Annotated in this window: 17 protein-coding genes and 1 riboswitch; of the genes, 8 read left to right on the top strand and 9 right to left on the bottom strand. The window is 67.5% G+C overall.

The annotated features are described in order from the left end of the window. Window positions 1–17: 17 nt before the first annotated feature. Together N5D45_RS16105 and N5D45_RS16100 are read left to right on the top strand one after the other, a co-directional pair. Window positions 18–1,037 (top strand): glycosyltransferase family 2 protein, encoded by a 1,020-nt coding sequence (locus N5D45_RS16105; protein ID WP_010482740.1) that lies wholly within the window; start codon window positions 18–20, stop codon window positions 1,035–1,037. After that, window positions 997–1,428, top strand: a complete 432-nt coding sequence (locus N5D45_RS16100) for a CBS domain-containing protein (RefSeq protein ID WP_019336409.1) — start codon at window positions 997–999, stop codon at window positions 1,426–1,428. The genes N5D45_RS16105 and N5D45_RS16100 overlap by 41 nt, the downstream gene beginning before the upstream one ends. A 380-nt stretch (window positions 1,429–1,808) precedes the next feature. Here N5D45_RS16100 and N5D45_RS16095 read toward each other — a convergent pair whose 3' ends face one another. The 4 genes from N5D45_RS16095 to N5D45_RS16080 form a co-directional block, all read right to left on the bottom strand. Next, window positions 1,809–3,782, bottom strand: coding sequence for an AsmA family protein (locus N5D45_RS16095; RefSeq protein WP_197657415.1), 1,974 nt, complete (start codon window positions 3,780–3,782; stop codon window positions 1,809–1,811). 73 nt (window positions 3,783–3,855) lie between these two features. Next, window positions 3,856–4,494, bottom strand: coding sequence for a hemolysin III family protein (locus N5D45_RS16090; protein WP_010482744.1), 639 nt, complete (start codon window positions 4,492–4,494; stop codon window positions 3,856–3,858). Window positions 4,495–4,698: 204 nt separating this feature from the next. After that, window positions 4,699–6,303, bottom strand: coding sequence for a peptide chain release factor 3 (locus N5D45_RS16085; protein WP_014038155.1), 1,605 nt, complete (start codon window positions 6,301–6,303; stop codon window positions 4,699–4,701). Between the two features lie 66 nt (window positions 6,304–6,369). Continuing rightward, window positions 6,370–7,254 carry a M23 family metallopeptidase gene (locus N5D45_RS16080; RefSeq protein WP_019338788.1) on the bottom strand — a complete coding sequence of 295 codons (885 nt, stop codon included), beginning with the start codon at window positions 7,252–7,254 and terminating at the stop codon, window positions 6,370–6,372. Between the two features lie 149 nt (window positions 7,255–7,403). Further along, window positions 7,404–7,522: riboswitch (SAM riboswitch) on the top strand. Between the two features lie 77 nt (window positions 7,523–7,599). On the opposite strand from N5D45_RS16080, the gene N5D45_RS16075 reads away from it, so the two are divergent. From N5D45_RS16075 to N5D45_RS16065, 3 genes are read left to right on the top strand one after another with little or no spacing between them, the layout of a single operon-like run. Continuing rightward, window positions 7,600–8,631 (top strand): homoserine O-succinyltransferase, encoded by a 1,032-nt coding sequence (locus tag N5D45_RS16075; protein ID WP_164194284.1) that lies wholly within the window; start codon window positions 7,600–7,602, stop codon window positions 8,629–8,631. Then, a complete protein-coding gene (locus N5D45_RS16070) occupies window positions 8,628–9,863 on the top strand; it encodes an O-succinylhomoserine (thiol)-lyase (protein WP_010482748.1) in 1,236 nt (411 codons plus the stop codon). The genes N5D45_RS16075 and N5D45_RS16070 overlap by 4 nt, the downstream gene beginning before the upstream one ends. After that, window positions 9,860–10,927 (top strand): homoserine dehydrogenase, encoded by a 1,068-nt coding sequence (locus N5D45_RS16065; RefSeq protein ID WP_279939274.1) that lies wholly within the window; start codon window positions 9,860–9,862, stop codon window positions 10,925–10,927. The genes N5D45_RS16070 and N5D45_RS16065 overlap by 4 nt, the downstream gene beginning before the upstream one ends. 58 nt (window positions 10,928–10,985) lie before the next feature. On the opposite strand, the gene N5D45_RS16060 is transcribed toward N5D45_RS16065, so the two are convergent. Together N5D45_RS16060 and N5D45_RS16055 are read right to left on the bottom strand one after the other, a co-directional pair. Continuing rightward, the gene (locus N5D45_RS16060) at window positions 10,986–11,981 is read right to left on the bottom strand and encodes an alpha/beta hydrolase (protein ID WP_279939273.1); all 996 of its coding nucleotides are present in this window, start codon (window positions 11,979–11,981) and stop codon (window positions 10,986–10,988) included. Between the two features lie 70 nt (window positions 11,982–12,051). After that, window positions 12,052–13,434 (bottom strand): L-serine ammonia-lyase, encoded by a 1,383-nt coding sequence (locus N5D45_RS16055; RefSeq protein WP_019338791.1) that lies wholly within the window; start codon window positions 13,432–13,434, stop codon window positions 12,052–12,054. A gap of 100 nt (window positions 13,435–13,534) precedes the next feature. On the opposite strand from N5D45_RS16055, the gene N5D45_RS16050 reads away from it, so the two are divergent. Continuing rightward, window positions 13,535–13,768 (top strand): glutaredoxin family protein, encoded by a 234-nt coding sequence (locus N5D45_RS16050; protein ID WP_019338792.1) that lies wholly within the window; start codon window positions 13,535–13,537, stop codon window positions 13,766–13,768. A gap of 102 nt (window positions 13,769–13,870) precedes the next feature. On the opposite strand, the gene N5D45_RS16045 is transcribed toward N5D45_RS16050, so the two are convergent. Genes N5D45_RS16045 through N5D45_RS16035 form a run of 3 tightly spaced genes read right to left on the bottom strand, consistent with a single transcriptional unit; the run spans window position 13,871 to window position 15,662 of the window. Further along, entirely contained in the window at window positions 13,871–14,443 is a 573-nt protein-coding gene (locus tag N5D45_RS16045; protein ID WP_279939272.1) for a YceI family protein, read from the bottom strand. A gap of 3 nt (window positions 14,444–14,446) precedes the next feature. Then, window positions 14,447–15,019: a cytochrome b gene (locus tag N5D45_RS16040; RefSeq protein ID WP_010482755.1), complete on the bottom strand. Its 573-nt coding sequence runs from the start codon at window positions 15,017–15,019 to the stop codon at window positions 14,447–14,449. A gap of 10 nt (window positions 15,020–15,029) precedes the next feature. After that, window positions 15,030–15,662 carry a YceI family protein gene (locus tag N5D45_RS16035; protein ID WP_010482756.1) on the bottom strand — a complete coding sequence of 211 codons (633 nt, stop codon included), beginning with the start codon at window positions 15,660–15,662 and terminating at the stop codon, window positions 15,030–15,032. Window positions 15,663–15,828: 166 nt separating this feature from the next. Between N5D45_RS16035 and N5D45_RS16030 the strand changes: the two genes are divergently transcribed. After that, the gene (locus tag N5D45_RS16030; protein WP_029379839.1) at window positions 15,829–19,374 is read left to right on the top strand and encodes an ATP-binding protein; all 3,546 of its coding nucleotides are present in this window, start codon (window positions 15,829–15,831) and stop codon (window positions 19,372–19,374) included. Between the two features lie 96 nt (window positions 19,375–19,470). Further along, window positions 19,471–22,998 carry a hybrid sensor histidine kinase/response regulator gene (locus N5D45_RS16025; RefSeq protein ID WP_057503490.1) on the top strand — a complete coding sequence of 1,176 codons (3,528 nt, stop codon included), beginning with the start codon at window positions 19,471–19,473 and terminating at the stop codon, window positions 22,996–22,998. The last annotated feature ends 177 nt before the right edge of the window (window positions 22,999–23,175 follow it).

Genomic DNA, 23,175 nt, shown 5'->3' with positions numbered 1-23,175 from the left:
AACGTACAATTCCGGACATGAACCGCGAACGGCTCACTTTTGTCATCGCCGCCTACAACGAGGCCCTGGCACTGCCGCTGCTGCATCCACGGCTGTGCGCGGTGCTCGATGGTATGCCCGACGTCGATGGTCACATCCTGTATGTGGACGACGGCAGCCACGACGGGACCTGGCAGGTGATCGCAGGATTGGCGCAGGGCGACGCGCGCGTATCGGCGTTGAAGCTGTCGCGCAATTTCGGCAAGGAGGCCGCGCTGACTGCCGGCCTGGATCTGGTGCGCGAAGGCGCAGCGATGATCCTGGACGCCGATGGCCAGGACCCGCCGGAACTGGTGCCGCAGTTCGTTGCGCGCTGGCGCGAAGGGCATGACAACATCTATGGCACGCGCATGGCCCGCGACGGCGAGGCCTGGATCAAGCGCGCCACGGCGGCGGCGTTCTACCGGGTGATCGGTCGCCTCTCACGCACGCCGATCCCTGCCGATACCGGTGACTTCCGCCTGCTGTCGCCGCGCGCGCTGAGCGCGCTGCGCGAGATGCGTGAACGCCATCGCTTCATGAAGGGTCTTTTCAGCTGGGTCGGATTCAAGCGGATTGCCGTGCCCTACCACCGCCACGCGCGCGTGGCCGGCTCCAGCAAGTTCAGCCTTTGGCGGCTGTGGAACTTCGCGCTGGAAGGTATCACCGGGTTCTCGACCGTTCCCCTGCGGGCGGCGACCTACATGGGCCTGGCCACGGCGGCGGTTGCTTTCGTATTCGGTGTATGGGTGATCGCCAAGGCGGCCCTGTACGGTGACCGGGTGGCGGGTTGGCCGACGATGATGGCGGTGATCCTGTTCCTGGGCGGGGTGCAGTTGATCGCCCTGGGCCTGATCGGTGAGTACCTGGGACGGCTGTACGAGGAATCCAAGCAGCGCCCGTTGTACCTGGTTGACGCGTGGCTAGCATCCACCGTGGCAGACTCGGCCCTGCAACCCACCCTCGGAGGGCAGGCAGATGACCACGGTACGGCAACTGTTGGACGGCAAGTCTCCTGAAGTACATGCGGTCGCGCCGGATGCGGCGGTGATCGATGCGATCCGGTTGATGGCGGAAAAGGGCATTGGCGCGGTGCTGGTGATGGACGGGCCGCGGCTGGTCGGGATCCTTTCGGAGCGCGATTACGCGCGCAAGATCGTGCTGCGTGATCGTTCGTCGCGTGATACGGCGGTGGCCGAGATCATGACGGCGAAGGTGGTGACGGTCTCGCCGGGCGAACAGGTAGAGCACTGCCTGCAGCTGGTGACCGATTACCGCATCCGCCACCTGCCGGTGGTGGAGGGGGCGCAGGTGCTGGGGGTGATTTCCATCGGCGACCTGGTGAAATCGGTGATCGACGCGCAGCGGCGCGAGCTGGATCAGCTGCAGCAGTACATCGTCGCCGGGTGAGGGTGTCGCTGGCGGGCCTGCGGCCCGCCGGCCCGCTTTTCGAAGCCAGAGCCACAGCCAAAGCCACAGCCGCACCCTCCGCCTCTGGACACATTTCTGCGAGCGCGGTGCGTACATGCGCGGTGCCTCGCCCTTGGTAGCTGCCAACCTTGGTTGGCAACAGCTTTTGACTTTGCTTTTTTCTTTTGACTTTGAATTTCCGCTCTCGTTCCGCGCGCGCAGGAAACTGTCGGAAGGGGGACGGGTGACGCAGGCAGGACCGTTGGCGCCATGGATGGCGCCATCGAGCCTACAGGGACGTACTTGCGGCGTGTCCTGCCTGCGTCACCCGTCCCCCTCAGGCCGCGATCAATGCAGGCGCCGCGAACAACGCTGTAAACCTACTTCGCATACTGCCCCCCGCAGTGGGCATCCTTCCCCGGCCCCAGTTCGATCGTCGCCAGCAACGCCGCCGGCGGCGCGATGCTGCCCAGCGCCAGGGCCACGGCGCCACGAATACCCAGCGCCTTGAAGTCCGGGCGGAACGACGGGTCCTTGAACGTGCCACTGATACGCAGCGGAGAGCGCAGAACCAGGATGCTCTTGTCCTTCGGGCGAGGCTTCAGCAGCAGGTCCAGGCTCTCGTCGTGCAGGCTGACCGTGCCTTCGCCGATGAGGATCGTGTCGGTGGTATCCACCGCCAGTGCCTGGCTGGTCATCAGGCCGTCGCGCACGCCGAAGTCGGCGAAGGCGCAGCGCAGGGGGATCTGCTTGTCGCCGGTCACCAGGAATTTCAGCGATTCGGTAATGTCCAGCCCCGCCAGTTCCATTACCAGGTTACCGACATGGCCGCGGCCCATCGCCAGGCCGACCTTGCCATCGCTGCTGCCCAGCATGGCGGCGATCGAGTTGCCACGGCCGCTCAGGTCCACTTCGCCGCCGATGCCGCCCTTGGCCTGCTCGGCCAGCTTCGCGTCCGGGAGCAGCTGGCCCAGCTGCACGCCGCGCACGCTGGCCTTCAGCGCGGTGCGGATCTGCGGCTGACGTGCATCCATGCGGATCGTGCTGCGGATATCGCCGCCGGCCACGCCGAAGTTCAGCGGGTCCAGCCGTAGCACGCCGTCATCCAGCAGCAGGTGCGCATCCATGTCGTCCAGCGGCAACGAAGGGGCGTTGATGCGGTGGGCCTTCCAGCGCACGTCGGCATCCATCGCGCGCAGCTTGCCGAGGTTGTAGGGCGTGTCGGGCAGCACGCGTGCACGGGCAGCAACGCGTGCGGCCTCGGCCTTCTGTTCTGCGTTGGCGGTTTCGCCGCCGCCGGTCTTCGGTGGCGCGCCGACGAAGCCGGCCAGGTCATCGAAGTCCAGGCGCCTGGATTCCAGCGTCGCGGTCAGTCGTGGACGGTCGCGTCCCACCTCGAACTGCAGGTTGCCCCCCAGGTCGCTGTCGCCGACCTTGCCGGTGAAGCCGTCGTAACGCCAGACGTTGTGGTCGCGCTTCAGGCGTCCGTCCAACGCATAGGGCGGTGAGGGCGGGATGGCGATGCCGAGCAGCGGGTAGAGATCGGCCAGATCCTGGCCACTGAGCGCGAACTGCAGGTCGAACACGCGCAGCTGGAAGGGGTTGGTGAGCGTGCCGCGGGCCACTGCGTGGGTGGCACCGGCGCGGCCGTCGAGGTGGATGCGGAACGGGTGGTCGCTGTCGGTCAGTTCCAGCGGTGATTCGGTACCGCCCTGCAGGGTGAACGGGTTGCCCTGCCAGCGGCCCTTGCCCCGCACCAGCAGCGGCGGCGAGGCATCGGCCTGTTTCGGTTGGCCGCTGCGCACGCCCACGCGGATGTCGGTGCGGCCCAGTGCGTCGAGGAACTGCAGCCGGCCGTCGTCGATGCGCAGGCGCTTGAGTTGCGGGCTTGTCCCGCCTCTGCTGTCACCCAGGAAATCCCAGTTGCCCGGCTCGCCCTTGCGCGGGGCGGTTTCCAGCAGCACGTCCGGTCGGGTCAGGCGCACCTCCGGCAGCTGCACGCTGCCGCGCAGCAGGGGCCATACCCGCACGTCGATCTCGACGCGGTCGGCCGTGGCCATGTTCGGCTGTTTCGCCCAGGCGGCATTGGCGAAGGTGATCGCATCGGCACGGATGGTGCTGGTTCGGCCGAGGTCGACATCCAGGTGGCCGATGTGCAGTGCACGACCGGTGCGTGCCTGCACCGCGCGCTCGACCGGACCCTTGAACCAGTTCCAGTCCCACAGCGCGATCACCACCAGGATCACTGCCAGCAGGAAGACCAGGACCGTGAGCCAGCGCCGGCCGCGCGGGCCAGGTCTGCGGAGGCGCCAGCGGGAAGCGCGCGTTGCGGCAGGGGAGGCGGCAGCATTCACGCTGCCATGGTTGCCCCTTCATCGTGGACGGGGCGCGAAGCGTCCATGTGCGTGGTGTGCACAACCCGCGCCGTTACAGCACCTGCATGGTCACCGCGACGAAGTGGCAGACGCTGCCGCCGATCACGAACAGGTGCCAGATCGCGTGCGAATAGGGGATCGATTCGCGGTGATAGAAATAGGTGCCCAGCGTGTACGACAGGCCGCCGGCCAGCAGCCAGCCCAGCGTCCAGCCGTCGATCGAGGCCAGCATCGGCTTGATCGCCACGATCACCAGCCAGCCCATGGCGATGTAGATGCCGGTGGAAAGCGCCTTGAAGCGGCCGGTGTAGAACAGCTTGAACACCACCCCGGCCAGGGCCAGGGTCCAGATCGCGGCGAACAGGCCCCAGCCCCACGGGCCACGCAGGCCGATCAGGGTGAACGGGGTATAGGTGCCGGCGATCAATACGTAGATTGCGCAGTGGTCGAACACCTTCAGGCGGCCCTTGGCGACCGGGTGCTGGATGGCGTGGTACAGCGTGGAGGCGGTGTACAGCAGCAGAAGCGCAATGCCGAATACGATCGCGCCGGCCAGCTGCCAGCCATCGCTGTAGATGGCGGCCAGGGTGATCAGTACCGCACCGGCGCCCAGAGCGAGCACGGCACCGAGGCCGTGGGTCAGGGCGCTGGCGATTTCTTCGCGGATCGAAGCAACGGAAGTCGTGGACATGGCGTAGGCATCGTTCGCGGGGAGGGGGACCCGCACCCCCCTATCATCGCCGCGATGGGCGGCGTCTGCACGCCCGTCACCGTATGGTCGATGAATTGCCGGCCTGCGCCGGGTCCATGGTAGATCCACGCCATGCGTGGATGAACGCCCGGCACTGCAGGAGTCAGAGCCCTTTCCTGCGGAAAGGGATCCGACCGCGTGGCATCAGCCCACCGAAACCGTATGCGCCGCTTCGCGGGTGGCCGAGAAGCGCACGTCCGGCGAGCGTTCCTGCGCCAGCTGAAGGTTGACCCGGGTCGGTGCCAGGTAGACCAGGTGGCCGGCCGCATCCAGTGCCAGGTTCAGTGCGTTCTTCTCGCGGAACTCTTCCAGCTTCTTTTCGTTGCTGCAGTGGACCCAACGCGCAGTGGTCACGCTGACCGGCTCGAAGGTGGCTTCCACGCCGTACTCGTCCTTCAGGCGGTACGCGGCCACGTCGAACTGCAGCACACCGACCGCACCCAGGATCAGGTCGTTGCTGGTCAGCGGGCGGAAGAACTGGGTCGCACCTTCCTCGGACAGCTGGGCCAGGCCCTTCTGCAGCTGCTTGAGCTTGAGCGGATCACGCAGGCGTGCGCGACGGAACAGCTCCGGGGCGAAGTTCGGAATACCGGTGAAGGTGACCGCTTCGCCTTCGGTGAAGGTATCGCCGATGGAAATGGTGCCGTGGTTGTGGATGCCGATCACATCGCCCGGCCACGCTTCGGCGGCGATTTCACGATCGCTGGCCATGAAGGTCAGGGCGTTGGCCAGCTTCATTTCCTTGCCGGTGCGCACGTGGAAGGTCTTCATGCCGGCGCTGAAACGGCCCGAGCAGACGCGCATGAACGCCACGCGGTCACGGTGCTGCGGGTCCATGTTGGCCTGGATCTTGAACACGAAGCCGGTCAGCTTGTTCTCTTCCGGGGCAATCTCGCGGCCGGTGGTGGAGCGTGCCTGCGGCGACGGCGCATGCTCGACGAAGAAGTCCAGCAGCGGCTGCACGCCGAAGTTGTTCACGCCCGAGCCGAAGAACACCGGGGTCTGCTTGCCGGCGCGATAAGCGTCCAGGTCGAACGGGTGGCTGGCGCCCTGCACCAGTTCCAGTTCGTCGCGCAGGTCGGCCAGCATCTGTGCACCGATCTTCTCGGCCAGGCCGGGGGCATCGATGGACGGGAAGATGGTCGAGTCCTGGCGGGTGAAGTTGCGGCCCGGTTCGTACAGGTGCACTTCGCCGGTGAGCAGATGCACCACGCCCTTCAGGCGCTGGCCCATGCCGATCGGCCAGGTGACCGGGGCGCACTGGATGCCCAGCACGGTTTCCACTTCATCCAGCAGCTCGATCGGGTCCTTGCCCTCGCGGTCGAGCTTGTTGATGAAGGTCATGATCGGCGTATCGCGCAGGCGGCACACTTCCATCAGCTTGATGGTGCGCTCTTCCACGCCCTTGGCCACGTCGATCACCATCAGCGCCGAGTCCACCGCGGTCAGCACGCGGTAGGTGTCCTCGCCGAAGTCGGCGTGGCCGGGGGTGTCGAGCAGGTTGACGATCTTGCCTTCATACGGGAACTGCATCACCGAGGAGGTGACGGAGATGCCGCGCTCCTTTTCCAGCGCCATCCAGTCGGAGGTGGCATGGCGGGCAGCCTTGCGGCCCTTCACCGAACCGGCCATCTGGATCGCGCCTCCGAACAGCAGCAGCTTTTCGGTCAGCGTGGTCTTGCCGGCGTCAGGGTGGGAAATGATGGCGAACGTGCGGCGACGCGACGCTTCGTTGGCGACTTCGGACATGGCAGTGGCGCCCGCCCGGGGCGCTTTTCAAAGAGATAAGCGCCCGATTATACCGGCCGGGGCCGGTCAGCGCCCGATCCCGCCGTCGGCCTCGCCGTGGCGGGCGAACTGCAGCTGGCCCTGCTCGGCGAAGATGCGTGCCGGCACCGAGCGCAGGCCCATGCCGCGGTTGACCTGTACCACGAAGTGCAGGTGTGGGGCGCTGCTGTAGCCACTGTTGCCGGACAGGCCGATCGGCTGCCCGGCTCCCACCGCCTGGCCGCGACGCACGCGCATGCCGCCGGCCTGCAGGTGGCCGTACAGGGCCATGCTGCCGTCGCTGTGCAGCACGCGGATGAAGTTGGCGCGGCCACCATCGCGTTCGCGGTCCTGGCCGTTGCCACGGAAGCCATCCTGGATCTGCATCACCGTGCCCTCGCGTGCGGCCAGCACCAACGTGCCTTCAGGCAGCGCGAAGTCGACCGCATCGCGGTTTTCCTCGTCGTCGTGGCTGAACCGGCCCTGCGGCGCCTGGTCCACGCGTGGACGGGCCGCATCGAACGGCAGGCGATAGGCCACATCCTCGGCCTGTGCGGCCGGATTGCCTGGTACCGACTGCAGGCGCAGGTCCAGCGTGCGGCCGTCGTGCGGGGCAGGCAGGTGGCCGACCACCAGGCTGCTGTCGCCCTGGATCAGCGATTGCACCGGCAGCCCTTCGACCGGGTGTCCGGGTGCAGCGCGCAGCTCGATCTGCAGCGGTCCGGCCAGGGTGTTGTCGATGCGGGCCTGCCATTGCGTGCCGACCGGTTGCAGGCGCAGCTGGGCCATCGGTGCGGCAGCCTCGGCATCGCCTGCGCGGGCGGCAGAAGCGGGAGGAGGCACCAGTCCCCAGCCCTGGCGCCAGTCGCCGGCGCTGGCCGTCGCACTCGCCAGCAGGGGCAGCAGCAGCCAGGTCAGGGGCAGGCGTGGCATCGGGGGGTTCCAGCGGCAGGGACCGCCGGGACTGTACCGGATCCTGAACGGGACAACCGCGACGCCCCTCGCATACCTGGGACGAAAATATTCATCGCTTTATCCGCATGAAGGGATTGACAGTGCGCGGAACGGCTGGCATCGTGGCCTCACCATCGAGACCGGCAGAGGGACAGGCCCTTTGAAGCCGGGGCAGCCCGCAGGCGCGCAAGCGTCCGCGTAGGTGCCAAATCCTGCGGGGACCGTGGCGTCCACCGAAAGATGGTTCGAACCATGCACCACACGTGCATCTCGAACGCGGGCCCCGCGAAGGCTCGATGGCCGATTCCCCAACCGGATCCCGCCATGAGCTTCGCCACCAGTACCGCCGTTCACCCCGAACCCTTTGTCCCCGTCAGCGTGCCGGTCGAAGACCGTGTGCATGCCGAGCGCGGTGAGTTCGCCGCGGTGCTGTCGATGCGTCATGCCGGCCCCAGCCCGGTGCGCCTGCGCTACGAGTGGGTCGGCCCGGCCAACGCGCCGGTGGTGGTACTGGCCGGCGGCATCTCCGCGCATCGCCATGTGGCCTCCAACGCACAGTTCAGCGAGAAGGGCTGGGCCGAAGAGCTGGTCGGCAGGGGGCGCACGCTGGATCCGCAGCAGCTGCGCGTATTGGCGTTCGATTTCATCGGCGCCGACGGTGCGCTGGACGTGCCGATCGATACCGCCGATCAGGCCGACGCATTGGCGCTGGTGCTGGATCATCTCGGCATCCGCGCGCTGAAAGCCTTCGTCGGCTATTCGTATGGCGCGCTGGTCGGCCAGCAGTTCGCGATCCGTCATCGTGCCCGCGTGCGCCAGCTGGTGCTGGCCAGCGGTGCGCATCGCCCGCACCCGTATGCCGCCGCCTGGCGCGCGTTGCAGCGCCGCGCCGTCGCGCTGGGCCAGCTGCAGTGCGGCGAAGATCATGGCCTGGCGCTGGCCCGGCAGTTCGCCATGCTCAGCTACCGCACCCCGGAAGAATTCGGCGAGCGCTTCGATGCCGCGCCGGAAGTGATCAACGGCCGCGTGCGCGTGGCCGCCGAAGACTATCTCGACGCCGCCGGCGCGCAGTACGTCGCGCGCACACCGGTGACCGCCTACCTGCGCCTGTCCGAATCGATCGACCTGCACCGCGTCGACCCCGCCGCGATCCTGCCGCCGACCGTGGTGGTGGCCGTGGAGGGCGACCGCCTGGTGCCGCTGGCCGACCTCGTCGGCCTGGTCGAAGGGCTGGGCCCGCGCGGCAGCCTGCGCGTGCTGCGCTCGCCCTACGGCCACGACGCCTTCCTCAAAGAAACCGATCGCATCGACGCGATCCTCGCCACTGCCTTCCGCACCTCTGGAGAGTCCGCATGAGCCTGCACGCCAACGAGCCGTCCTGTAGTCGCACCACCGCCGCCGTCCGTGCCGGCATCGATCGCGATACCGCCCATGGCGCGGTCACCCCGCCGATCGTGCTGTCGTCGAACTTCAGCTTTGAAGGCTTCGGCAACAAGCGCCAGTACGACTACACGCGCAGTGGCAACCCCACCCGCGACCTGCTGGGTGAGGCGCTGGCCGAACTGGAAGGCGGTGCCGGCGGCGTGATCACCGCCACCGGCATGGGGGCGATCAACCTGGTGCTGAATGCACTGCTGCAGCCGGGAGATACCCTGGTGGTGCCGCACGATGCGTACGGTGGCAGCTGGCGCCTGTTCAATGCGCTGGCGAAGAAGGGCCACTTCGAACTGGTCACCGCCGACCTGACCGATCCGCGTGCACTGGCACAGGCGCTGGCCACCCAGCCGAAGCTGGTGCTGGTGGAAACCCCGTCCAACCCGCTGCTGCGCATCACCGACCTGCGCTTCGTCATCGATGCCGCGCACAAGGCCGGTGCACTCGTGGTGGTCGACAACACCTTCCTGTCGCCGGCGCTGCAGCAACCGCTGGCCTTCGGCGCAGATCTGGTGCTGCATTCCACCACCAAGTACATCAATGGCCACAGCGATGTGGTGGGTGGTGCGGTGGTCGCGCGCGATCAGGCACTGCACGAGCAGCTGGTGTGGTGGGGCAACGCGCTGGGCCTGACCGGTTCGCCGTTCGATGCGTTCCTGACCCTGCGCGGCCTGCGCACGCTGGATGCGCGCCTGCGCGTGCACCAGGAGAACACCGCGTCGATCGTTGCCCTGCTGGACCAGCATCCGGCAGTCGGTAGGGTCTACTACCCGGGCCTGGCCGATCACCCCGGGCATGCCATCGCCGCACGCCAGCAAAGTGGCTTTGGCGCGATGTTGTCGTTCGAACTGGCCGACTGCGAAGGCGATGATCCGCATGCCGCAGTGCGTGCCTTCGTCGATGGCCTGCGCTGTTTCACCCTGGCCGAATCGCTGGGCGGCGTCGAAAGCCTGATCGCGCATCCGGCCACCATGACCCATGCGGCGATGACCGCCGAAGCGCGTGCCGCCGCCGGCATCAGCGAAGGGCTGCTGCGCCTGTCGGTTGGGATCGAGGCCGAGCGTGACCTGCTGGCTGATCTGGGCGCCGCGCTGCAGCGCGCCGAAGCGGTGATTGATGCGGCTGCGCGCCGCAAACAGGTGGTGGATGCATGAGCGCGCTCGCCGCTGACATTCCTGCGCTGGGCGTGGGACGCCTGGCGCTGCTGGGCACTGGCACGGTCGGCTCGGCCTTCGTGCAGCGTTACCAGGCATTGCGGGCGCGTGGGCTGGAACTGCCCAGCGTGCAGTGGCTGGCCAATTCACGCACTGCGCTGGAGATCGATCGTGACCTGGTGTTGCCGCTGGAGCTGGCACGGCGTGCACCGCGCGATGGCCAGAGTTCGCCGCCGTGGGCCAGCGCCGAAGGACTGGAACGTGGCGACGTGGTGGTCGATGCCACCGCCAGCGAAGACGTGGCCGCACGCCACGTGCAGTGGCTGGCACGCGGCGTGCACGTGGTGACCGCCAACAAGCTGGGCCGTGGTGCGCAGCTCGCACGCGCGCAGGCGATTGCCGAAAGCTGCGCCGACAGTGGTGCGCGCTATGGCGACAGCGCCACCGTCGGCGCGGGCCTGCCGCTGCTGAGCAGCCTGCGCGCGCTGGTGGCCGGTGGCGATCACATCCATGCCATCGAGGGTGTGCTGTCCGGTTCGCTGGCGTGGCTGTTCCATCGTTACGACGGCCAGTCGCCGTTCTCGGCGGCGGTGCGCGACGCGTTGGCGGCCGGCTATACCGAGCCCGATCCGCGCCTGGACCTGTCCGGCGAAGACGTGCGGCGCAAGCTGCTGATCCTGGCCCGCAGCAGCGGGCTGGCGCTGGATGCTTCGCAGGTGCAGGTGGATTCATTGGTGCCTCAAACGCTGGCAGCGTTGCCGCTGGAGGATGCACTGGCGGCACTGGAGCAGCTGGATGCGCCGTTGCAGGTGCGTTGGCAGCAGGCGCGCGACAACGGCCACGTGCTGCGTTTCGTTGGCCGTGTCGATGGCGCGGGTGCGAAGGTGGGCCTGCGCGAGCTGCCGGCCGATCACCCGTTGGCGCAGGGCGCGGGCACCGACAACCGCGTAGCCATCCACAGTGACCGTTATCAGCGCCAGCCGTTGTTGATCCAGGGCCCGGGCGCTGGCGCGGAAGTCACCGCCGCCGCGCTGCTGGATGATGTGTTGCGGATCGTGGGTTGATCGCACCGCTTCTGTAGAGCCGAGCCCACGCACGGCTCTACAGGGGCACGCCTGCCGGTCAGCGAGACGTCAACGCCTTCAACAGTGCGCTGTTGAACTGCTTCGGGTCCTGCACCTGCGGCGAATGCCCCAGTTCGGCGAACTCGACCAGGTTCGAGCCGGAAATCGCTGAGGCCGCGGCTTTGCCGAGCACCGGGTAATTGCCCAGCGTCGCCTTTACTGCAGGTGGTGCCAGGTCACGGCCGATCGCGGTGCGGTCCTTCTGGCCGATGAACAACGTGGTCGGCACCTGCAGGTTCTTCAGTTCGTAGACCACCGGCTGGTTGAACACCATGTCCGAGGCCAGCGCCTGGCTCCATGCAACGGCCTGCTTGCCCGGGCCTTCGTACATGCCCGACTGCATCCGCGCCCACGGTTCATATGCCGGTTTCCATTTGCCGTCGTAGTACACCTCCAGCTGGTAGCGGCGGATGCTGTCATAGCTGATGTTCATTTCGCCGGCGTACCACGCGTCCACGCTGCGCCACGGCACGCCCAACGCCTTCCAGTCTTCCAGCCCGATCGGGTTGACCAGCGACAGGCTGCGCAGGTCCTGCGGGAACATCAGCGCGTAGCGCACCGCCAGCATGCCACCCATCGAATGTCCGACCAGGTGCACCGGCACATCGCCCAGTTGCAGTTGTTGCAGCAGGGCATGGGTGTTGGCGGCCAGCTGCGCGAACGAATACTGGTAACGTTCGGGCTTGCTGGATTTGCAGAAGCCGACCTGGTCCGGGGCGATCACCCGGTAGCCGGCGGCAACCAGCGGCTTGATCGATTCCTTCCAGGTGGCGGCGCAGAAGTTCTTGCCGTGCAGCAGCACCACCACACCGATGGGCGCCTTCTTCGGCGCGATGTCCAGGTAGGCCATTTCCAGCGGCTGCCGCTGCGATTCCAGTGCGAAGGTCTTCACCGGATAGCCGTAGTCGAAGCCTTCCAGGCGTGGCCCATAGGTCGGCGCAGCCAGGGCAGGCAGCGGCAGGCAGGCAAGCAGGGCGGCAGCGATCACGCGCATGGGGCGGTCCGGGGGCAGGGAGCCCCGAGCCTAACCGGAATGCGGTGACGGTGTCGTCCGGCGCTACAACTCAGCACTCGATGACGTTCACCGCCAGCCCACCGCGGCTGGTTTCCTTGTACTTGTCCTGCATGTCGCGGCCGGTATCGCGCATGGTCTTGATCACCTTGTCCAGCGACACCTTGTGCTTGCCGTCGCCACGCATCGCCATGCGCGAGGCATTGATTGCCTTCACCGCGCCCATCGCGTTGCGTTCGATGCAGGGGATCTGCACCAGGCCGCCGATCGGGTCACAGGTCAGGCCGAGGTTGTGTTCCATGCCGATTTCCGCGGCATTCTCGATCTGGCTGGGGTTGCCACCCAGCGCCGCGACCAGGCCACCGGCCGCCATCGAGCAGGCCACGCCCACTTCGCCCTGGCAACCCACTTCGGCGCCGGAAATCGAGGCGTTTTCCTTGTAGAGGATGCCGATCGCCGCCGAGGTCAGCAGGAAGTCGAACACGCGCTGCTCGTTGGCGCCGGGGCAGAAGCGGTCGAAGTAGTGCAATACCGCCGGCAGCACACCCGCGGCACCGTTGGTCGGCGCGGTCACCACGCGGCCTCCAGCCGCGTTTTCCTCGTTCACCGCCAGTGCGTACAGGTTGACCCAGTCCAGCGTGGTCAGCGGATCGCGCATCGCCGCTTCCGGCTTCGACGACAGTTCGCGGTACAGCGCCGGTGCACGACGGCCCACCTTCAGGCCACCCGGCAGCACGCCTTCCTCACGGATGCCGCGCGTCACGCACGACTGCATCGCACTCCAGATCTCGCGCAGCTGCGCGCGGATCTCGTCCTCGCTGCGCCAGCACTTCTCGTTCTCGAACATCAGCTGGGCAATGCTCAGGCCGCTGCGCGCGGTCTGCGCCAGCAGCTCGTCGCCGCTCTTGAACGGGTAGGGCAGCGGGGTCTCGTCGGGCACGATGCGGTCATCGGCCGCGTCGTCCTGGTTGACCACGAAGCCACCGCCGACGGAGTAGTAATCGCGGGTGGCGATCACTTCGTCCTCGGCGTTGTACGCGGTGAAACGCATGCCGTTGGTGTGGTACGGCAGCTTCTGGCGCTTGTTCATGCCGAGATCGCGCTTTTCGTCGAAGGCGATCTCGTGCTGGCCCATCAGCTGGATGCGCTTGCTGCTGCGGATGCGCTCCAGGGTGGCCGGAATGATGTCCGGGTCGATCAGGTTTGGCCGCTGCCCTTCCAGGCCCAGCAGGATCGCCTTGTCGGTGCCGTGGCCGCGGCCGGTCAGCGCCAGCGAGCCGTAGACATCGGCGCGGATGCGCGCGACTTCGTGCAGGCGGCCCGGATCGAGCAGCCAGCGGTGGATGAATCGCTCGGCGGCCTTCATTGGCCCGACGGTGTGCGAGGAGCTCGGGCCAATGCCGATCTTGAAAACGTCGAACGTGCTGACAGCCATGGTTGCCGTACTGCGGGTACCGGAAGAGACCGCTATTCTAGCGGTTCATGCCGCACTTCCATGGCTGCGGCGCAGCATTTCCGCCAAGGGGTCCCATCCGGTGTTGACTCTGTTCCAGCGTGACGACTGCCACCTGTGCGACATGGCCCTGGCCGAGCTGGCCAAGGCCAGGGCGCCGGAGTTCGAATCGGTGTTCCTGGATGACCAGCCGGCGCTGGAGCCGCGCTACGGCGCGCGGGTGCCGGTGCTGCGCGACGAGCGCGGTGACCGTGAGCTGGACTGGCCGTTCGACGCGGCCACGGTTAAGGCTTGGCTGGCTGAAAGCTCATTGTAGAGCCGAGCCATGCTCGGCTGACGCGCGCAGCGCGACCTGGACGGCAGCCGAGCATGGCTCGGCTCTACAGGATGCGGCCGGGGCCGTGCCCCGGCCCATCGCTCATTTCGCGTCGAACTTCACGATCGTGCTGATCGCGGTTTCGTCCGGGATGGTCTTGGTGTCGGCCCAGTCACCGCTGCCGACGCCGAAGTCCAGGCGCTTGACGGTGGCCTTGCCGGTCAGCACCGGCTGGGTGCCCGGCTTCCAGGTGAAGGTCAGCGTGACTGGCTTGCTGACCCCGCGCAGTTCCAGGGTGCCGTCGGCGGCGAACTGGTCGTTGCCCACCGCTCGGAAGCCCTTGGCGGTGTAGCGCGCGGTGGCGAACTTGCCGACGTTGAAGAAGTCGGCGGTCTGCAGGGTCGAGTCGCGGTCGCTGTTGCCGCTCCTGGCGCCGGCCAGCGGGATCACCACGTCCAGCGAACCGGCGGCCGGGTTGGCCGGGTCGAAGCTGAGCTTGGTGGCAAAGCCCGGGAAGCTGCCGGTGAACACTTCGCCGTCGTACTTGGTCGCGAACACCAGGATCGAACCGGCACCGGGGGCCTGCGCGTAGTCGGCGGCGAGCACCGGGGCGGTGGCCAGCATGCCGGCCAGGGCGGCGGCCACGGCGGCCGGAGTGGTCAGTTTCAGGTTCATCGGTCAGTCCTTCTGAGGGGAGGTGAGCCAGCCACGCGGCAACATGCGGGACAAGGTCGCATCGCGCTGGAACAGGTGGTGGTAGAAGGCAGCGCCGGCATGGGCCAGCACCACCGCGATCAACAGCCAGAAGCCGTATTCGTGGATGGCATGGGACACCGCAACGACCTGCGGGTCCGGGCCGCTCAGCTTGGGCACGTCAACCAGGCCGAACCAGCGGAACGGGCGCAGGCCGCTGGCCGAGTCGTACAGCCAGCCCGATAGCGGGATGGCAAACATCAGCACATACAGCAGCACATGGGTGGCACTGGCGATGCGTTCCTGCCAGCTGGGCACGCCCGGCACCGGCTTGGGGGCACCGGCATACAGGCGCCAGCCGAGGCGGAAGAGTACGAGCGCCAGCACGGTGATGCCGATCGACTTGTGCGCGGTATAGACCCAGAAATACTTGGGGGTCTTGGGCAGTTCGCCCATGGTCAGGCCGACCACGCCGAGGGCGAGGATCAGCAATGCGATCAACCAATGCAGGATCTGGCTGACACTCCCCCAGGCGGCGGGGGTGTTCTTGGCGGTCATGAAGGGTCCTCTAGGGGGCCGTCTTAGGGTCGGAGTGTGGAACGGGAGCGGGAGTTCCCGGGGCGTCGCTGCGGTCGAGTGTGGCTTCAGCCTCGATCCTCAGCTGTACTGCATCACCGATGACGCCCGGCCAGGCGGTGATGCCGAACGCGCGCCGGCTCAGCGTGGTGCTGGCGGAAAAACCGGCGGTGCGTCGGAACGGGGGCAGGGGATAGCGCTTGATGGCGTTGAGGGTCACGTCCAGCGTGATCTCCTGGCTGACCCCGCGCAGGGTCAGGGTGCCGATCACGTGGGCGCGCCTGGCATCGATCGGTTCGACCCGGCTGGAGACGAAATGTGCCTTCGGGAAACGCTCGCCATCCAGAAGGCTGCGGGCCAGCGTGGCCTGGTTCCACTTGGCATCACCCAGGTCCAGTCGCGACACGGGGACCTCGACATCCAGTGTGGCCTCGCGCCAGTTGTCGGGATCGAACTGCAGGCGGCCCTCACTGCCGGAGACCGTGCCCATCGCCTGCGAGTAACCCGCGTGGTCGATGGTGAACAGCACACGCGTATGCACCGGATCGAGGCGATAGGTATCTGCATCCGCCCAGGCGGGGGCGGTGGCGAGCAGCATCGGCAGCAGGGCCAGGCAGGGACGCATCGATGGCGGGCTCCGGAAAGGGGGACGTTGCGATCATACGCACAGCCCCCTGCCAACGTTGCGTGCATGGCTGCAACAGTTCGTGGTGGGTCCACCGGTGGAAACAGGCTGTTGCAGCCATGAAGCCGGCCCTGTGTGACAATCGGGACAGGACAGGGGGTTCAGGATGACGAGCGGTTGGCGCCGGTGGTGCCGAGGCATCGCGGGAATGGGGCTGCTGCTGATGGCGTTCGCCACGGCGGCCACGGCCCTGGACATGGCGGAAACACCGCGCCTGCGCCGTTTCGGTGCCGCCGAAGGCATGCCCTCGCGCATGGTGCTGGCGTTGGCCGAGGACCGCCAGGGCCATATCTGGGCTGCCACCGATGGTGGCCTGGTGCGCTATGACGGCGGCAGCCTGCGGGTCTGGGAACATGATCCGGAGCAGCCGGGATCGCTGCCCGGCAACGAGATCGAGACCCTGCTGGTCGATCCCCTGGACCGCGTCTGGGTCGGCATCAATGGCAAGGGCGTGGCCCGGCTGGATGCTGACCGCGAGCACTTCAAGACCTTCGATGCGGTCAACGGCCCCTGCATGAGCCAGTTCTGGACGTTGGCCTACGCCGAGGATGCACTGTGGATCGGCACCAGTGGCCATGGCGTCTGCCGTTTCGGTGAAGACGGCAGCCTGCGCTTCTTCGAGCATGATCCGGCCCGTCCTGGCGGGTTGCCCAGCAATACCATCTACAGCAGCCTGGTCGATGCGCAGGGGCGCCTGTGGATCGGCACCGAGGCGGGCATTGCGCGCTGGAACGGAACTGGATTCGAGGCTGTCGCGCCGCGCGAACTGGGGGCGCTGAGTGTGTTGCGCCTGAGCCGCGACCCCGATGGCTCGATCTGGGCCGGCAGCCAGAACGACGGCCTCTACCGTATCGACGCGCAGGACCGGGTCAGTCGTCCGCGCTGGACCGACAGTGCACGCCTGCGTTCGGCACTGGTGCTGGCCGATCGCCAGGGGGGGTACTGGGCGGGCACCTCCGATGGCCTGTTGCGCGGAGATGCCAGCATGCTGCGGCGGCTCGACGGCGACCGTGGCAGTGGTTTCCTCACTGCCCAGAGCGGTGTGCTTGATCTGATGCAGGACCATGAGGGCGGATTGTGGGTGGCGCTGCTGACCCAGGGCCTGGCCTACCTGCCGCCGGACTGGCGCCGGTTTTCGATCTGGAACCAGCTTGACGGCAAGCCGCTGGACAGCCAGTACCTGTTGAGTGCAGCCAGTGATGGCCGGAATTACTACGTCGGCTCAGCGCATGGCGTGTACCAGCTGGACGCGCAGGGAGTGCTGAAGTTGTTGGCCAGCGATCGCGAGATCGGCAGCGGGGCGGTGTGGTCGGTGCTGCCGCGGCCGGACGGGCGCCTGTGGCTGGGGCGTGCCGGCCGCATCAGCGTGTACGACCCGGCCACCCGCGCGCTGCACGATTGGCATATCGATGGAGGGGCCGATCTGCGCCAGCGCATCGATCTGATGCGGCAGGCCCCCGATGGCACGGTCTGGCTGTCGGTGATGAACCTGGGCCTGCAGCAGCGCAGCGCCGATGGCCGCGTGCTGCGTAGTTTCCCGCTGGAGGATCTCCGCAAGACGGCTGATTCACCGGTTGAGCAGATCCGCTTTGATGCCCAGGGCAAGGCCTGGGTGATGGGCGACATGGGGATCTGGCGTGAACAGGCCGGGCGTTTCGAAGCGGTGCCGGGCGTTTCGCGTGGGCTGATCTACGATCTGGTGTGGGTGGATCCACAGCAGCTGTGGCTGGCCCGCCAGGGCGCGCTCGAGCGCTACCAGTGGGATGGCATGAGCCTGCGCCTGATCCAGCGCATCGATGGCAGTGCGGGCGTGCCGTCGGTGAGCATGGGGGGACTGGCGTTGGCCGAAGATGGCCGCCTGTGGGCGACCACGCCACGTGGCCTGCTGCGGTGGGACCCGAAGGCGCGCCGCCTGCAGCAGTTCAACGAACGCGATGGCCTGCCCGACGCCGAGTTCACCAGCCGGCCGCCAGCGGTGAATGCCGATGGTCGCGTGCTTGCGGTGGCCCAGACCGGCCTGGTGGTGTTCGATGTGAATGCTGCCGATGCCGTGTTGCCGCCGTCGTCGCTGGTGATCGCCGAGGTCCGCGTGCGGCGCGATGATGCCCGTGGCTGGCAACCACTGCCGACCACCGGCACGCTGTTGCTGGGGCCCGACGATCGTGATCTGCAGATCGACGCGCGACTGCTTTCCTATGCCAATCCGCAGGGCAATCGTTACCGCTTCCGGGTGCAGGGCTACGACCAGAACTGGGTGGAGCAGGGCGGTGACGGCCAGCGCACGTTGTCGCGGCTGCCGACCGGCAGCTACGTCATTGAAGTCCAGGCAGCCACGGCCAGTGGCGCGTGGACGCCTTCGCAGCAGTTGCAGGTGAAGGTGCTGCCACCCTGGTGGCGCAGCGGCATGGCGATCTTCGGCTACCTGCTGATCGGCTCGCTGCTGCTGCTTATCCTGGTGTGGTCGATCCGTGCGCGCCTGCGCCGCCGCCAGCAATGGCAGTTGACCGTGCACAAGCAGCAGCTGGCAGAGCAGGCCTCACAGGCCAAGAGCCGGTTCCTGGCCACGCTGGGCCATGAGGTGCGCACGCCGATGACCGGCGTGCTCGGCATGAGCGAACTGCTGCTGGCCACCCCGCTGGATGCGGTGCAGCGCAGCTATGCAGGCTCGATCCAGCAGGCTGGCAGCCACCTGTTGCGGCTGGTCAACGACGCGCTGGATCTGGCCCGCATCGAGGCCGGCCGGCTGGAGCTGGACCTGCGCCCGTTCGATCTGGCCGGCCTGCTCGACCAGGTGCAGGCGTTGATGCAGCCGATGGCGAAGCAGCGCAACCTGGAGTTCCAGCGTGGAAGCGATCCGCCGGGGCCGGTCAGCGTCAGCGGCGACGAGATGCGCGTGCGGCAGATCCTGCTGAATCTTCTGGGCAACGCAATCAAGTTCACCGAGCGTGGGCACGTCGGCCTGGCCGTGCGACTGGAGGAGAATGGCGGCGGCCTCTGCTTCGAAGTGCATGACACCGGCCCGGGCATCAACGCCGAGCAGCAGGACCGCCTGTTCCATCGCTTCGAACAGGCGGACGGCCCGCGCACTGCGTCGCGCTATGGCGGCAGCGGGCTGGGCCTGGCGATCTGCCAGGAGCTGGCCGTGGCCATGAACGGACGCATCGAAGTGGACAGCCAGCCGGGCAAGGGCGCGCGTTTCCGGGTGTGGCTGCCGCTGCCCTGGATCCGGCAGGCCACCAATGCGCCGGGCGAATCGCCGGTGCTGCCGATGCTGCCGCCACTGCGCATCCTGCTGGTGGAGGATGACGCGACCGTGGCGGAGGTCATCGCCGGCCTGCTGCGTGGCCGTGGGCACGATGTGGTGCACGTGCTGCATGGCCTGGGCGCGCTTTCGGAGATCGCCACCGATGGCTTTGACGTGGGCCTGCTGGATCTCGATCTGCCGGCGCTGGACGGCACCGCCATCGCCCGCCAGCTGCGCACCATGGGCTATGAACTACCCCTGGTGGCGGTCACCGCACGCTCCGATGCCTACGCTGAGACCCAGGTCCTGGCGGCCGGGTTCGATGGCTTCCTGCGCAAGCCGGTGACCGGTGACATGCTGGTGGCTGCCATTGCCCAGGCGCGCGCAAAACGACAGACCACCCTTTGAATGCGCCAGTGCCGGGCGTGAACGGCGCGACTTTCGGTTTACCATGCCGACGCCCGTAGTGCGGGAATCATCAGAAGCAGCGTGAGGAGGCAATCGGTGGTGTATCTGCGGGCGGCGATGCTGCTGCTGGTCCTCCTGTGCTGCCTGTCGCCCGCTGCGGCGCAGCCGGTGCCACCGAGCCCGCGCCAGGTGACGGTGTTCGACGGCTTGCCGTCCAATACCGTGAACCGCATGGCCGAGGACCGTTACGGTTACCTGTGGATCGCCACCAACGACGGCCTGGCCCGCTACGACGGGCGCAACTACCGGATCTGGCGTTCGGAAGACGGCCTGCGCGACAACCGCATCTGGACGGTGCTGGTCGATGCCCGCAACCAGCTCTGGATCGGCACCGAGAACGCCGGTCTTGTACGGATGTCGGCCGATCGCCGCCAGCTGCATTTCTACGACCGCAGCAGCCAGCCGTTGATGGGCACCAACACGGTCTGGAGCCTGGCCACCACGCCGGATGGTTCGGTCTGGTTCGGCACCCACGAAGGTGGTCTGTACCGCCTGGACAACCAGGACCGGCTGCAGCGCTTCCTGCCCGAAGCGAACAACCCACGCAGCCTGCCGGCCGCATCGGTGCCGTACCTGGCAACCCTGGCCGATGGCAGCCTGTGGATCGGCACCAAGCATGGCGTCGCGCGCTGGACCGGCACGGACTTTGAACGGGTCGGTGCCAGCATCGTTCCCAGCCAGTTGATCAATGGCCTGACGGCCGAGCCCGATGGCAGCCTCTGGATCAGCACGATGGCCGGTGCCGTCGTGCGTCGCCCCGACGGTCGTTTCGAGGCGCCGTCCTGGAAGCTGCCCGAAGGCGAACAGGTGCTGGGCATGATGCTGCGCGACGAGCAGGGCGGGCACTGGCTGGACACCCGCACCGGCCTTGGCCGGGCGGTCGATGGCCAGTACCAGGCCGTGCCCCTGTACAGCGCCGTGGCGCGTGGTCCGGTGCGCCCGAACTGGACCGGCGCCTACGAGGATCGCGAGGGTGGTATCTGGCTGGCCAGCACCAACGCCGGCCTCTGGCACCTGCTGCCGCGTTGGTGGCAGTTCTCGGTGCTGTCGCGGCTGGAGGACGACCCCCGCTCGCTGCGCAACGCTTTCGTGCTGGGTACCAGCCCGTCCAGCAACGGCGGCATCTGGACGGTCGGCAGCCACGGCGCGCTGGACCGCTTCGATCCGAAGACCGGCAGCATCGAACAGCATCGCACCTGGGTCAACGGCATGCACTGGCTGACCTCGGTGCGCGAGGATCGCCGCGGCCAGGTCTGGATCGGTTCCAACGACGCACTGCTGCGCTATGACCCGAAGCGGCGTGATCTGCGCCGCTGGGGCCGGGATGCCGGCGCCGACGCGACCATGGAAGGTGTCATCGAATCGATGATGACCTGTGATGGTGACAGTCTCTGGCTGATGCTGTCGGCGGGTCTTCAGCAGCGCGATCTGGATGGGCGCCTGCGGCGCCAGCTGGACAATGGCCAGCGCGGATTGCAGCAGGGCCAGCTCAATCTCGACGTGGAATGCGGGCCTCAGGACCATATCTGGCTGGCCAGCAGCCGTGGCCTGCTGCAGTGGCTGCCGGAAAGCGAGCGTTTCCAGCCGGTACCGGGTGCACCGGCGACCGCGATCCATGCTCTGCACGTGGGAAGCGATGGCCAGGTCTGGCTGTCCGAGGATGGCCGCCTGTCGCGCTACCGCTGGAGCCAGGGCCGGCTGGAGCGGCAGGCCGTGATTGGTGCCGAGCAGGGCTACCCGGCGATCTCCGCCTCGGGACTGGTGGTCGATGCCCAGGGGGTAGCGTGGGCAACCAGTGCGCGTGGCCTGGTGCGCATCGGTGCCGATGGCCAGAGCGTGCGCCTGTATGGCGTGCACGACGGCCTGCCGAGCCAGGAATTCCGTGAGCACACGCTGGTGATGTCAGGAGACGGCCATCTGGTGGCGGGTACGCCGGCCGGTGTGGTGGTGTTCGACCCGGAGCAGGTGCGGCCCTCGATGCGGCGTGCGCCGCTGGTGATCGAGCGGGTGGAGGTGCGCCGCAACGAGCAGGTGCTGGACCTCACCCACGACACGCCGTTGCAGATCGCCGATGGCGACCGCGATCTGCGCATCGTCGCGCGCCTGCTGTCATTCGCCGATTCGGCGTCCAATACCTATCGTTACCGGTTAGCCGGCTACGACCCGGACTGGGTGGAAGTGGGACCGGCCGGTGAGCGCCTGTTCTCGCGGCTGGCACCGGGCAGCTATCGGCTGGAAGTGCAGGCGCGGTCGGCCGACCATGTCTGGTCACGGGTGCAGAGCCTGGAATTCCGCGTGCAGCCACCGTGGTGGCGCAGCTTGTCCGGCCTGCTGGTGCTGGCCTCGTTCGCGCTGCTGCTGACCAGCTGGTTCGCTTGGCTGTACCGTCGTCGCCTGCAGCGCCGCCACGCCTATCAGCTGGCGCTGCACAAGCAGGAGCTGGCCGAACAGGCATCGGCCGCCAAGACCCGCTTCCTGGCCAACCTTGGCCATGAGATCCGCACGCCGATGACCGGTGTGCTGGGCATGAGCGAGCTGCTGCTGTCCTCGCCTCTGGATCCGCAGCAGCGCGGCTATACGCAATCGATCCGCCATGCCGGCGAGCACCTGCTGCACCTGGTCAACGATGCGCTGGACCTTGCGCGGATCGAATCAGGTCGTCTGGAATTGCAGCACAAGCCGTTCGCACTGAGCAGCCTGCTGCAGGACCTGGCCGCGCTGATGGGGCCGTTGGCGGCGCAGAAGGGCCTGCGTTTCACCCTCGACAACCAGCTGCCCCCCGGCCTGCAGGCCACCGGCGATGCAATGCGGGTCCGTCAGATTCTGCTGAATCTGCTCTCGAATGCGGTCAAGTTCACCAGCCGCGGCACCATCACCCTGCACGCGCGCGGCGACGCCGAGCTGCGATCGCTGCATTTCGAGGTGCGCGACACCGGCCCCGGCATCAGCCAGGAGCAGCAGCAACGCCTGTTCCGCCGCTTCGAGCAGGCCGATGGTGCACGTACCGCCGCCCAGTACGGTGGCAGTGGCCTGGGCCTGGCGATCTGCCGCGAACTGGCGCATGCGATGCAGGGGCGCATCCAGGTGGAGAGCCAACTCGGTCGCGGCACCTGCTTCGGCGTGACGTTGCCGTTGCCGATGGTGGTCGATGCCAATGCCGAAGCAGATGGTGAAACGCACCGCGAGGACGCGGCGAACATGCCGCCATTGCGGGTACTGCTGGTGGAGGACGATGCGACCGTGGCCGACGTGGTGCGCGGGTTGCTGAGTGCGCGCGGGCACGAGGTCGTGCATGCGGGGCATGCGCTGGCGGCACTGCGCGAGATCAGCGCCGGTGATTTCGACGTCGGCCTGCTGGATCTTGACCTGCCGGGCCTGAGCGGCTTCGAGCTGGCCCAGCACCTGCGCAACCAGGGCTACATGCTGCCGCTGCTTGCCGTGACCGCGCGGACCGATCCGGACCTGCAGCAGCAGGTGGAAGCGGCCGGCATCGGCGGTTTCCTGCGCAAGCCGGTGACCGGTGAGCTGCTGGTGGAAGCGATTGCCAGGGTCATGGGGCGGTAGGGGGTTCGGCAGGGCCTGCGGCCCTGCACCTGCGGCAAGCCGGAGCAACAGCAACCGCCGAAGCAAAAGCTGGCTTCCTGTGGGATGGCGGGGTGGGTCCGGTTACGGGGGACGCTGCAAGTACGTCCATGTAAGCTCGGTCGCCGCATCCATGCGCCCAGGTCGAGCAGGCGGGTG

The sequence above is a fragment of the Stenotrophomonas sp. GD03819 genome, from assembly GCF_029841665.1.
GTDB lineage: Bacteria > Pseudomonadota > Gammaproteobacteria > Xanthomonadales > Xanthomonadaceae > Stenotrophomonas > Stenotrophomonas geniculata.
The sequence above is the reverse complement of the archived record's forward strand: the minus strand, read 5'-3'. Positions and strand labels throughout refer to the sequence as shown.